Origin of the sequence: uncultured Aquimarina sp., assembly GCF_947492405.1 — a bacterium.
GTDB lineage: Bacteria > Bacteroidota > Bacteroidia > Flavobacteriales > Flavobacteriaceae > Aquimarina.
This window is the reverse complement of record NZ_CANLMP010000004.1, coordinates 430,737-444,408: the sequence shown is the minus strand read 5'-3', so window position 1 is coordinate 444,408 and position 13,672 is coordinate 430,737. Positions and strand designations below refer to the sequence as shown.

Below are 13,672 nucleotides of genomic sequence, written 5' to 3'. Positions count from 1 at the left end.
TGTTTTGCAAAATCAGTCTTTTGCTAAAACATTTCTTTTTTTGATTATACGATGTACCACGATACTGTCATTGTTTTGTGGGGCAAGAACTAATGTTTCTTTATTTTTCTTTTGGACAGAAATGATATGATTGGATTGCTTGGCAACCAAAAAACCACTTTTGTTATTTTCTACTGGAATAAAACCTTTTTTTGATCCTTTTAGGTATATTCCTATCATCGCATCATGCCTGCCGTAATTGGCTTCTGCGGAATAATTATTACCCACGATCAAAACATCTTTAAAACCATCTTGGTCTATATCTTTTATAAGAAAATCATTGATAGGGGATCGTTGACAAACTTGAGGTAAATAGGATACTTTAAAAATGTTGTTTCCTAAATTCTCTGCGTAAATTGATTGAAATATATAAGCACTAAGAGTTTCTTCGTCTAAATTCTTGATATTTAATAATTCTTCAAAGTTGACTTTGGCAAATTCGTTATAGGTAGGGTATCGTTTTTTTAAGCCCACTAATTGTTTCATAATGTCATCTCGAGTATGGATAGGTTGAAGAGATAATCCATCAGCTGTTTCGAAATACTGAGCTAATACAGGGTCGATACTTCCGTTATTATCAAAATCCTTTTTGTAAATATATACTGCTTGTTCAAACATTGGCTGTATATATCCATTGGTTCCTTGATTACCAGCAATTATATCCTGATCACCATCATTATCGAAATCTGCTAGTGTTATACTATTCCACCAACCAGACATTTTTATTTTTTTTCCATTTGTATCTTGCCATTGTACAGGGATTTCTTTTGCACCGTTTTCATTGATATTATAGATGGAAATAGGCATCCACTGTCCTACGACAATTAGTTCTTTTGTTTTGTCATTATTAATATCTGCCCAGCTCGCATCAGTAACGATACCAGGTTTAGAGAAGGAAATTTTATCATTTAGAGATAAATTACCTTGTTGATTATTTAGTATATAACTTGGTGTGTGAAGAGGATACTTACCAGGTAAAACACCACCACCAATGAAAATATTTTGTGATCCATTATTATCTACATCATTAGCAACGACACAAGTGGTATTTGTTTTAATTTTAGAAAGAACTTTGTTATTTGATACAGAAAAGTGCCCTTTACCATCGTTAATATATATTCTGTCTTTTAATAGTTCTTTGCTATTTCCTGCATCACTTCCTCCGCTTCCGATATATAAATCCTTATCTCCATCTTGATCGATGTCAATAAACAATGAGGCAGTATCTTCATATTTCATATCTAATTTTTGAATAGGTCTATAAACTCCATTCACGTCTTCGGCAAAAAGAGTGCCTGGAACATTTTTACTACCTCCTATAAAAATCTCGTCGCCGTTTTGATTGTCAATGTCTCCTTTTGTAATACAAGGACCTAGAGCATTAAACTGATGACTTAGTAATGATTGTTGTATGTAATCATTTGAATAGTTTTCTTTATGTAGGTAAGAAAACGAAGTGTGCTCTTTTTCTAAAATTAATTCAGTCTCTTTTTTTCTATCCTTGTTTGGAGAGACCGAATAGTTAATGGTTAAACATTGGTTCGTTGATACAATTTTTTTTGTGCTAATATTTCCATCTGGCCATATCACTTCTAACGAATCTACTCTTTCTGAGTGAACGCCGAAATGGATAATTGGTTCTACAGATGATAAATACCCTTTAACTATAGATTGATATTGAGTTTGTTTACTGCCGCTTTCCCATAAAGTAATTTTCGCTCCGATTCCATTTTTATTTTTGTAAGTCCCTTTTAGCTGTATTCTCAAAAACTTTTTATCTTTTTCTGAAGTGTGATTTTCTAAAATAAATGCCGGACTATTGATATTGTTTACAATCAAATCCAAATCTCCATCAAGATCTAAATCAGCATAGGCAGAGCCATTAGAGTAAGATTTTTGACTCCCTGTCCAATGAGAAGAAACATCAGTAAATCGAGTCTTTCCATTATTTTTATAAATTACATTAGGAAGATGAATTCCCGGAAGTTGTTCGACAAGACTTTTAAATTTCTCTTTTCTAGCAGAAGGAGTTCCAAAGATGTTGTTGTATTCTGAGTAGTTGATAAAATCCAGATCGGTAATGTCTTTTACGTAGCCATTAGTAATATAGATGTCTTTATTACCATCATTATCATAATCTCCAATTAATGGAGCCCAACTCCAATCTGTACTGGCTATACCTGAAGCAAATCCAATTTCTGAAGCTGGAAGCATTTGATCTTTTATAAACCCATTATGAATTTGAAGTGTATTGTGGACGTATTGAGGTGTATATCCATTTCTTTGTGATAATAAATATTTATCATAGTTATTAGAGCCCAGCATTTTCTTTTGTCTCTCATAATTATTAGGTAGCATATCTACAACCATAATGTCCGGTAATATATCGTTGTTGATATCTGCCACATCAACCCCCATCGCATTGTATGTTTGTTTAGATAAAACTTTTTGATTGATTTCGTCAAATCCAAGATGAACGCCCATAGTATCAATCCCTTTGTTTATATACATTAAATCATTGGTTATAAAATCATTACTGATGTATATATCAGGTAAATTATCATTATTAAAATCATTAATGGCAATTCCTAATCCGAATCCTTTATGAATGATTCCTAAACTATCAGATACATTGGTGAAGTATATTTGATTTGTATCTTCTATAGTTTTGTTTTCTAACAAATAATCTGATAAATGTTTGGGTTGGTATTTTTTCGGAATAGGGGTGTTCCTGTCTTTATTTGTATTTCCGTTATGGACAATATATGCGTCTAAATCACCATCCAGATCATAGTCAAAAAAAACAGTTTGTTGACTGTAGTTTCCATCGTCTAGTCCGTAAATTGAGGCTTGTTCTTCAAAATAGGGGATGCCTTTTTCATTTAGTCCCTTGTTTATGAACAACAAATTGTTACAATCATTGTCACAGTGAGCTCCACCAACATTAAGGTAAATATCATCTAATCCATCTGTGTTTATGTCTATAATACTTACTCCGGTAATCCAAGAATCGGTTTGGAAATGTGATTTGGCAGAAATATCTTGAAATTTCAGATCACCCTGATTTAAGTACAATTTGCTAGATGTTTGATTTGCAGTAAAAACTATGTCAGGTAAATTATCATTGTTGAAATCACCAATGCCAACACCTCCGCCGTTATAACAATATTGAAAGTCAATAACATTGATAGAGTCATTTTCAATAATAGTATTTTGAAAAGCGACGCCACTATGCGAAGAGGGAACTAGTGTAAATAAAAAATCTTCTGATGGTTGTTTTTTGCAACCAAAAAGTAATAGAATTAGAGCGATATGAATTAGATTTTTTTTCAAAAAAAGTGTTATAAAATTTTCAAAACCAAGCAAACTTTCCCCTTAGTTTGCTTGGTTGACTAAAACAACTAAATATTACAATCAAACAATTACTTATACTATACGTTTAGTATCCATCATTCTGATCTAAGTTAGGGTTGGCCTGTAATTCTGGTAATGGAATCCATAAAAGTTCATCTTGTCCAGTAGTAAATACAGCTGCTGGTCCTGCAAGAGATTTAGGATGACGCCCTCCTGCTACAGTAGAGCCAGGGCCTAATATATCATCTGCTAATTCCCAACGTACTAAATCGAAAAATCGATGCCCTTCACCGGTTAATTCCATAACTCGTTCATCTATAATAGCTTGTTCTACTTCTTCTTTGGATAATGTATTAGGTAATAGCGAAATCTGTGCACGTTCTCTAACTTGATTGATGAATGGTATAGCATTTGGCGTGGCGCCATTTTCATTAAGAGCTTCGGCTAACATTAATAATACGTCAGCATACCGAATGATTCTCCAGTTAGTTCCTAATGTATGTCCAAAACCAGGAATTTCTGAGCTAGATAAACCCTCATCTAAACCTGCATATTTCCTAGAAAATAGAGCTGGAACTCCTAGGTTTTCTGCTGTTTCTATACTTGGAGCGAAATCTTCTGCAAACGGAGCTCCTCCGTATCCCGTAGCTCCAGGATAATCAAAGGCAATGGTCGCATTTCTTCTTACCATATCTCCGTTATCTTCAAAAACTTGAAGAATATGTGGATTTATGACATGTCCTTGATCTAGGCTGATATGTGGAGGAGAGTAATCAATGTACCAATTGGATTGAGATCCTGTAAGTGGCGAGTCTGCTCCCCAAACAAAATTATCTTGTTCTACATATTGTAGTTCGTATACAGATTCTGTATTATTTTCTAAAGACGAATTAGATGAAAAATTATTCCTATAATTTTCAGAAGGAAGTAAGGAATACCCCAGTGTAGTTACTTCTGTAAAATCCGTAACAGCATTTGCCCAGTCTTCCATATATAAATAGGTTTTTCCTCGTAATGCAAGTGCTGACCCTCTGGTAGGACGTCCTACGTCGTTTGACCCCCAAGATTGCGGAAGTCTGTTCACAGCCTCTGTCAGATCTGCTATGATCGCTTCGTTAAACATTGCCGGTGTGGCGTTAGAAGGGAAAAACTCTTCTGGGTTTTCAGTGTTCGGTGTTTGCATAACAAGTGGAGCAGTTCCAAAAAGATTTAGTAAATACCAATTACAGAATGCACGTTGAAAATGTGCTTGTCCTAAAATTTCATTTTGAACTTCTCCTGATAGCACTCCGTTTTCTGCATCTTCTTCAATAATTTTATTAGCTCTAGCGATAGATTGATATAATTGAGGATATAAGTCTACTGCCCATCTAGAGATGCCAGGCTGTCCTTCTAAAGTAGACATTGTCGTATTTTGTTGGAACGGAATTACGTTGTAGGCGTCTGATCGCAACATAGCACCAGTATGGATAACTCGTCCCCAAAATAAAACAGCAGTTATAGGATGATACATACCATTTACAGCAAGTCTAAAGTCGTTTTCCGTTTGGAAGAATTCAGGTTCTGCTACATTATTTGGATTCGAAATATTAAGGTCTTCTTCATTACAGCTATAATACATTACTAGAAAAAGTAATAGCGTTATAAAAGGAAATAGTTTTTTAATTGTTTTCATATCGTATTCTTTTGTGTGTTTTTAAAATGACATTTGTATCCCAATCATAAAGGTACGAGGCCTAGGTTGCGATCTTACATCAAGTCCTCTGTCAAAAACAGAATCAGCACTAGTTAATGGAGTAAAACCAAAGAAACCGCGATTAGTTCCTAATCCACTATTGTTGGATCCTATTTCAGGGTCATATCCAGAATAATTTGTAATAGTAAATACATTCTGAACATTTGCAAATAATCTAGCATTAGAGACCCATTCTTTTCCTATAAAATCATTAAAGTTATATCCTATTTCTAGTGTTTTTAGACGGAAAAAAGAACCGTCTTCTACAAAGAAATCTGATGGAAGCTGATTTCCAGCAGTATCTTGTGTTGTTACACGAGGAAGATTAGTATTTGGATTCTCTGGCGTATATGCATCTCTTACAATTCCAAATTTGTTATCATCTAAGAAGAAATACCCAAAGAATTTGGTAACATTATAAATTTCGTTTCCTTGAACTCCATTAAAAAAGGCACCAAGATCCCAGTTTTTATAATTTACAGAAAAGTTGAGACCATATGTGAAATCTGGTGTTGGATCACCTAAAGAAGTCTGATCTTCGTCATTTATTCTACCATCATTATTAATATCTACTCTTCTAAAATCTCCCGGTTGTAGCAATGCTCTTCGATCTGGGTCATTAGCCAGAAAAGGATCGTTGTCGATTTCTGCTTGATCATTATAGATTCCATCTGTCCTAAATCCAAAGAAAAATCCTAAAGGTTGTCCAACTTCAAAACGATTGGCTCTTAATCCTTCTTCATTATATGAAGGACCTACAATTGGGTTTGGAGAATCTGTTAATTCATTTTGGATGGCAGAAATATTAAACCCTACATTGAAGGTCAGATCACCACCTTTATCATAGGTGTAAGCTGCTTCAAATTCAAAACCTTTATTATTAATAGATGAAGCATTTTGAAATACAGGGTTTACAGATCCATTAGAATCTGGAATAGCGACAGCTTGAATCACATCTTCGTTATCTCTGTTAAAATAATCTAAACTTAGCTTTAAATTATTGTCTAATAATGAAGTGTCTACACCAAAATTAATGGTTTTTGATGTTTCAAAACTTAGTGTAGGATCCACTAAGCTTGTAATGGCAAATCCCGGAATCTGACCTGAAGCACCACCAACAGTGATGGGTGAATTGGGTTCTACTACGGATTGATTTGAAAAAGGATCAACATTTTGAGATCCTAATTCTCCATATCCAGCTCTAAGTTTTAGTGAATTAAATAGTCCATCTTGATTAAAAAAACTTTCGTCACTGATTACCCATCCGACAGAAAAAGAAGGAAATGTACCGGTATTAAATCCATCTGCAAAAAGAGAGGTCTTATCACGGCGTACTATAGCGGTAAACAAATATTTTTGCTTGTAATTGTAGTTTACACGTCCAAAAGTTGAGAAAAGTTTGTTGTCAAAACGTCCTCCACCTGAATTTATAATATTATCGGTAAACTGCGCTATATTGGTTATGTTATTACTAGGAAGTCCTTCTGCATAAATGGCAAGCGTATTTGTGGTAATATCTTGGCGAGCACCTCCTATGAGAACATCAAAATTATGTTCTCCAAAGCTTTTTTTATAATTAAGAGTAGGTTCGACATTTGTGGCATAGCGTTCTCCCCTTACTTCAGTAAGATCGTTGAGTGGATTTGCATTTGTTTCACTATCTATATTACTTTGAAAGAATGTGGGTTGAAATGTATTTCTATAAAAATTAGTGTATTCGGTCCCTATATTGAGTTTAGCGGTAAGCCCTTGAATAATTTCATAAGAAAAATTCATATTTCCTAGAAAATTACGTTCTGTATTTTGATCATTAACTAATTGTGCATTTGCAAATTTGTTAGTTCCTCCAATTCCAAAAATGGGATCATTAATAGCTTCAAATCCTCCTTCATTTTCAGGAGCAAAAGGACGAATAATAGGAACAGTGCCTCCTTGGTTTCCAAAAGCGTTATTACGTGTAAATCGATTTTCAGAAAACCCAAAAGATTCCTGGATTTTAAGCTTTCCTATTTTAAATTCACTATTTAGACGTATATTTTTACGGTTGAATTCTTCACTGATTAATAGTCCTTCTTCATCGTAATAGTTAGCACTAAAAAAGTATTTTGAGTTTTCACCACCACCAGATATATTAAATCCATAATCTTGAATTGTACCTGAGTTTATACTTAAATCTTGGAAATCTGTGTCAATTCCTGGATCAGGAATGTTTCCAGCAAGACCATCATTAATTCTACGTTGGTTTAGAAATGCGACATACTCTGAGCCATTAAGTAAATCAAGTTTTTTCGGTTGTGTATTAACTCCACTTCGTATATCAATATTTACAGTAGGAGAAGAGTTTTGTTTACCTCTATTGGTAGTAACTATAATTACTCCATTTGCAGCACGAGAACCATATATTGCTGCGGATGTTGCATCTTTTAATACTTGAAGGTTTACAATGTCTTTTGCATTCAAGAAATTTATATTATCAGAAATAGCACCGTCAACTACGTATAGAGGGAAAGAATTAGTTAAAGAACTTACCCCACGTACAAAAACATTTGCGGGACTACCCGGTGCCCCACCTGCTGTTTCTACCTGAACTCCTGCAAGTTTACCTTGTAAAGCTGAGGTTGGGTTTGCTGTAACTACTTGTGCAATATCTTCAGTCTTTATCTGGGATATAGCACCGGTAACATCTCTCTTAGATTGTGAACCATACCCTACAATAACTATTTCATCTAATGCTGCAGCATCTTCCTCAAGTGTTATATCTATAGTAGTTCGACCATTTGTCGGTATTTCTGCAGTTATAAAGCCTACATAACTAAATATTAAAATAGCATTATCGGCTACGTTATTTAAGGTATACCTACCATCGAAATCTGTAGTGGTACCATTATCAGTCCCTTTTACTAAGATGTTAACTCCGGGCAAGGGACCATTAGGTTCGTTTACCGTTCCCGAAACAGTTTGTTGTGCGCTAGCCATGGTGGTTGTTAGGCCAATGAGTAACATCATGACACGATTAAATATTTTTCGCTTCATATGATTTGTGTTTGTTAATAGTTCTTTTCTGAGTTGAAGTTAGATAAGAGTATTTAATTATGCTATGATACTCTATGCTACTAAGCAAAAATAAAATATTTATTTTGATTTCAAGAAATAAAATCATAATTTTTTGAAATATGTGTAATTAATTAATCAAATAAATAAGAATATTCAATAGTGTTCCTTTGCTGCCAATAAGTGTGTAACCTAGTTTTGTGCAGAAAAAAAAGAGTGATTTAGATGATATCAATTTGTAGCATCTAAAAGAGAAAAATATCTATAGAGAATTACGTTGTCGGAGATAAGTAGGAACTATTTCTTGAATAGATTTTCCTTCTTTAACAAAATGAGCTGCTTTTTTTGCAATATATGCGAAATCAGTAGAAATTGTCGTTATACCACCAAAGGCAATTTCTTTTATAATATTATCATCATGAGCCAAAATACCTATATCTGATCCAATTCTATATTCCATCTTTCGGGCATCTTTTAGAACCTTCCAAAGTTGCGTGTCACTAATGGAAAAATATGCAGTACTTTTTGTCAATGTATTAGGTTCATAACTATCTACTACTTCACCATTAATGTCGTAATCTGATATGTAACGGTTAAAAGCATGTAGAATTCCAGGAGGGAAATCAGAGTATTTCTTAAAGAACAATACAAATCTTTTATATTTTTTTATTTGGGTGGTAAGCTCTACCAGTTTTTGATAGGTTACTTCCTCAAATTCTTGAGAAATATAAGAATAATCTTTAGGCATTTTTAAATACCGGTCTACAATTAATAGTCGGTCAGAGGATATTTGTTTCATCATAGATGAAACTTCTTTTTCTTGGATTGGCGCTATAACATACATGCCGTATTTACGGGATATATTGTCTATTATTGTCTTAAGTAAAGTAAGGTTATTGTGGTGAAAGAAAATATCAATATGGTATTTTTTACCAAGTTCTTTTCTGAAAGTATTGTAAAAATCTTCCTGAAAACTATGGAATGCAAATAAAATCAATGCCACCTTTAGTTTCACATTGGTTTCTTCACTAATAATATAATATCCTTTAAGATTTTTGGATTCTACCAGTCCACGTTCTTTTAATTCGGTATATGCTTTTACAAAAGTTTTTCTGGCATATCCTACTTCTGCTACCATTTCGTTAATAGAAGGTAGTTTATCTCCTACTTTTAAAACTCCAGAATCAATTGCACTTATAATCCCGTTAACAATTTGCTCGTGCTTCGATAACGAATTTATATCCTGAAGGTCGTATATTTTTTGAAGTAACGATGACATATATAATTGTGAATTCTAAGATTTATAAATTTAAGCTTAAATACTAGATTTCAAAATTATATCCTGATTCTTGTAGTTTTTGATATCGGGTACGGTCAAATTTATATAGATAAGCACCTTTTTTAGAACTGCTTTTATCTTTTTCTTCAAGTTTGATGATTACATCAAAAGAAAGTATTTTTTTACGAAAATTTCTAGGATCTAATGATTTTCTATAAATAGCCTCATACAATGCTTGTAGTTGAGGTATCGTAAATTTTTCCGGTAAAAGTTCAAAACCAATAGGCTTATATCTTGCAACTTCTTTAATTCTCTGTAAAGCATCGGATACCATAAGATTGTGATCTAGAATTAATTTTGGGATGATATCGATGTCAAACCATGTAGCTTGATTTTCTTTAACCGTGTTTTTTATATATTCATTAATACGTATTAAGGCATATTGAGCAATTGATACACAACGGAATCCAGGGTCTCTATCTACAGAACTATAGGTTTTTAATTCTTTCATGTACACATTTTGAAGGCCAGTAGATTCTTTTAGAATCCTTTTTGAGGCATCAGAAACGCTTTCTCCGATTTTCACAAAACTTCCGATAAGAGATAATGAGTTCTTGAAAGGATTTATTTTTCGATTAAAAACTAATAACTTTAGTTTTCCGTCTTCAAACCCAAAAATGATACAATCAACGGCAACATAAAATTTATCTTTTTCTTGGTACGAGTTCATGTTATTATTTAACAGATTTTATTATCCAGAAATGGATTTAGCTGCAAATTAGTAAAAAATACAGCATTAACAATAAATGTAAAAAATACATTTATTATATTTGTTTCGTTTTCAGAATTAAAATAGGTGTTTGCTTCAGACTTATTCATCATATTATATTAAAAAAAATGGCAATACATAAGAGTTTTGTAAAAGGCTTTAAGTCAGAATTGGTTGTTCACTCTCCAGGAAGAATTAATTTTATTGGCGAGCATACCGATTATAACAATGGATTTGTACTGCCAACTGCCATAGATAAAAAAATAGTATTCTCTTTTCAGAAAAATGACTCTGAGCACGAGTGTAAAATTTATAGTTCATCTTACGATAAAATGCTTGATGTAAATCTATCTGAACTGAAACCAAGTAAAGAAGAATGGGAGAATTATATACTAGGGGTACTTAGTGAAATCTCTAAAATTTCGAATGGTGTAAAAGGTTTTGATTGTATTATTGAGAGCCAATTACCAATTGGTGCTGGAATTAGTTCTTCTGCCGCTCTAGAATGCGGGTTAGCTTATGGTCTTAATGAACTATTTAATCTTAACCTTTCTAAAATAGAACTTGTTGAGCTTTCACAACGTGCAGAACATAACTATGTGGGAACCAAGTGCGGGATTATGGATCAATTTGCATCTGTGATGAGTGAGGATAAGAAAGTTATTCTTCTGGATTGTAGATCAAAACATTATCGATTAATTGGGGCGAATTTTGAACCGTATAAAATTTTATTACTTAATACGAATGTCTCACATAATCTGGCATCAAGTGAATATAACACGCGTCGTGAAGAGTGTGAGAAGGTAAAAGAAATAATTTCTAAAACATATAATAAAGTCAAATCCCTTAGAGAAGTAACTAAAAGTATGTTAGATGAGTTTAGAAACAAACTTACTGATGTTCTTTATAGGAGAGCCTATTATGTAATTGAAGAAAATAATCGAGTGCTTCAGGCCTCAGAATTACTAGAAAAAGAAGATGTACAAGGTTTTGGGAAATTAATGTATCAGTCCCATAGAGGGTTGCAGCATTTGTATGAGGTAAGTTGCCCTGAATTAGATTTTTTGGTAGATTTTTCTGAAAATTACAATGAGATTGTTGGTTCCAGAATGATGGGCGGTGGTTTTGGAGGGTGCACCATTAATTTAATACATGCTGATCACGTTAATGATTATATTATAAATGTCAAAGAAGCATATAGAAAAGAATTTGATATAGAGTTAACCTCTTTTGTAACAGTTCCGAGTCATGGAACAATAATACGAACCAATGGAACAAAAAAGCATTAATCAAAACCCGCATAGAAGATTTAATATCTTAACAGGAAAATGGGTGTTAGTATCACCTCATAGAACCAAAAGGCCATGGCAAGGAAAAACAGAAGAGATTTCTAAGATTTCTAATATATCCTATGATCAAGAGTGCTACTTATGTCCTGGAAATAAAAGAGCTAGTGGCGATGTCAATCCCAATTATAAAAAACCATTTTCATTTATTAATGATTTTTCAGCATTATTGTCTGAGGTTCCTAATGAAAAGGTTGAGATAGGATTACTTCGAGCAGAAGCAGAAATAGGTATATGTAAAGTAGTTTGTTTTTCACCTAATCACGGGTTGACACTCCCTATCATGAAAGTAGAGGAAATAGCATCAGTAATCGAACTATGGAAACATGAATTTAGTGTTTTGGGAAGTATGAAGGACATAAATTACGTGCAAATATTTGAGAATAAAGGAGCAATTATGGGGTGTAGTAACCCACATCCTCACGGACAAATATGGGCTCAAAAATCGATACCAGAAGAGGTTAAAAAGAAAACAATACGGCAGAAAGAATATTGGGATACACATAAAAAATCACTTTTGTTGACGTATTTAGATCAAGAGTTAGAGCATAAAGAAAGAATTTTAATAGAAAATAATCATTTTGTAGCATTGGTTCCATATTGGGCAATCTGGCCCTATGAAACAATGATTATACCCAAAAGAAATATTCAGCGTATAGATCAATTAACTAAAGAAGAGGTGGTTAGTTATGCGGAGATTATAAAACAATTAACTACAAAATATGATAATATTTTTAAAACCTCATTTCCTTATTCCGCGGGAATACACCAGGCTCCAACAGATGGTTTAAACCACGAGGAGTGGCAAATGCATATGGCATTCTATCCTCCGTTACTTAGATCATCGAGTATAAAAAAGTTTATGGTAGGGTATGAAATGTTTGCAAATCCTCAGCGTGATGTTACTGCAGAGCAAGCCGCTAAGACAATTAAAGAGCAGCCAATAGAACATTACTCTTTACAGTTATAGATTAGATTCTAATAACTATAAAATCTTAGCAACCTCTTGGTTTACAAATTCAAGAAACCTTTCATCTTTTTCTGTAAATGGATCAGGAGTTTCAGAGTCAATATCTATTTGTCCGATATTCTCTCCATCTTTAAATAGTGGAATAACAATTTCGGATTTTACAGTAAAACTACAAGCGATATAATTGTCCTGAGCCTGAACATCAGGGACTATGAAGTTCTCATTAGAAACTGCGACCTGACCGCAAATCCCTTTTCCAAATGGTATGATAATATGATCAGTTTCCTCACCAACGTATGTTCTTAGTTTTAGCTCTTCTTTATCACCATTTTTGAAATAAAAACCAACCCAATCGTAGTATTCAATAGTATCATTAAGCAATTGACAAATTTGATGTAATCTATCAGTAACAGGATTGTCTTCATTTTTAAGTATGTCAACAACCTTGGGTTTTAAATTTTCAAATAGCATTCCTTACAATTTTCCGGCAAAAGTATTTAAAATATTTAAAAGTGTGGGTTTTTTAGAATGGTATTGTTTTGTTAAAAAATTCTAAGGAAAATGCAAAAAAATAGCGATTCTGTAAATATTACGTATTTTTGCTTATACATGAAAAAAGGTTTTCAGAAAATAACAGCAACATTATTAACTTGTTTGGTATTGCTCTCTACATTCTCATTTACTGTAGAAAAGCATTACTGTGGACGTTTCTTGGTTGATGTTGCGGTATTTTCCAAAGCCAAAGATTGTGGGATGAAAATGATGAGACATTCTGATAATCAAAACATGCAAACGAATAAAAAATCGTGCTGCAAAGACGAGATCATTGTGCTGGAAGGACAGGATGAACTTAAAGTTTCTTTTGATCAAGTAGATTTTTCTCAACAAGTATTCATCATATCCTACGTACATTCTTATATGAATCTCTTTTCTCTGCCAGAAGAAAAGCATTTGATTTCTAAGGAATATTCTCCACCCGAACGGGTTACAGATATCCTCATTCTTTATGAGACTTTTTTGATTTGATTTAGTTTATAATTTTTAATTGACAAAAATGATCCATTTGGTTATTTGTGTCATAGAAATGTTGTTTCTATTAGAAAGAATGCAACTGGTTTCAATTAATAGT

The 13,672-nt window shown here is 33.2% G+C and carries 9 protein-coding genes; 3 read left to right on the top strand and 6 right to left on the bottom strand.

Annotated features, from left to right (window positions below):
• Window positions 1–12 precede the first annotated feature (12 nt).
• The 5 genes from Q0829_RS16580 to Q0829_RS16560 all read right to left on the bottom strand — a co-directional run bounded on the left by Q0829_RS16580 (window position 13) and on the right by Q0829_RS16560 (window position 10,188).
• On the bottom strand, window positions 13–3,372 hold the full coding sequence (locus Q0829_RS16580) for a VCBS repeat-containing protein (RefSeq protein ID WP_298545218.1): 3,360 nt from the start codon (window positions 3,370–3,372) through the stop codon (window positions 13–15).
• 106 nt (window positions 3,373–3,478) lie between these two features.
• Entirely contained in the window at window positions 3,479–5,068 is a 1,590-nt protein-coding gene (locus Q0829_RS16575) for a RagB/SusD family nutrient uptake outer membrane protein (protein ID WP_298545215.1), read from the bottom strand.
• 21 nt (window positions 5,069–5,089) lie between these two features.
• On the bottom strand, window positions 5,090–8,161 hold the full coding sequence (locus Q0829_RS16570) for a TonB-dependent receptor (RefSeq protein WP_298545212.1): 3,072 nt from the start codon (window positions 8,159–8,161) through the stop codon (window positions 5,090–5,092).
• 280 nt (window positions 8,162–8,441) lie between these two features.
• On the bottom strand, window positions 8,442–9,458 hold the full coding sequence (locus Q0829_RS16565; RefSeq protein WP_298545210.1) for a GntR family transcriptional regulator: 1,017 nt from the start codon (window positions 9,456–9,458) through the stop codon (window positions 8,442–8,444).
• Between the two features lie 43 nt (window positions 9,459–9,501).
• Window positions 9,502–10,188 (bottom strand): NUDIX domain-containing protein, encoded by a 687-nt coding sequence (locus Q0829_RS16560; RefSeq protein ID WP_298545208.1) that lies wholly within the window; start codon window positions 10,186–10,188, stop codon window positions 9,502–9,504.
• A gap of 167 nt (window positions 10,189–10,355) precedes the next feature.
• Here Q0829_RS16560 and galK point away from each other — a divergent pair, with 167 nt between their 5' ends.
• Together galK and Q0829_RS16550 are read left to right on the top strand one after the other, a co-directional pair.
• Window positions 10,356–11,516, top strand: a complete 1,161-nt coding sequence (gene galK, locus Q0829_RS16555; RefSeq protein WP_298545206.1) for a galactokinase — start codon at window positions 10,356–10,358, stop codon at window positions 11,514–11,516.
• Window positions 11,497–12,543 carry a UDP-glucose--hexose-1-phosphate uridylyltransferase gene (locus Q0829_RS16550; protein ID WP_298545203.1) on the top strand — a complete coding sequence of 349 codons (1,047 nt, stop codon included), beginning with the start codon at window positions 11,497–11,499 and terminating at the stop codon, window positions 12,541–12,543. The genes galK and Q0829_RS16550 overlap by 20 nt, the downstream gene beginning before the upstream one ends.
• A 15-nt stretch (window positions 12,544–12,558) precedes the next feature.
• On the opposite strand, the gene Q0829_RS16545 is transcribed toward Q0829_RS16550, so the two are convergent.
• A complete protein-coding gene (locus Q0829_RS16545; RefSeq protein ID WP_298545202.1) occupies window positions 12,559–13,014 on the bottom strand; it encodes a GAF domain-containing protein in 456 nt (151 codons plus the stop codon).
• Window positions 13,015–13,104: 90 nt separating this feature from the next.
• Between Q0829_RS16545 and Q0829_RS16540 the strand changes: the two genes are divergently transcribed.
• Window positions 13,105–13,569 (top strand): hypothetical protein, encoded by a 465-nt coding sequence (locus tag Q0829_RS16540; RefSeq protein ID WP_298545200.1) that lies wholly within the window; start codon window positions 13,105–13,107, stop codon window positions 13,567–13,569.
• The last annotated feature ends 103 nt before the right edge of the window (window positions 13,570–13,672 follow it).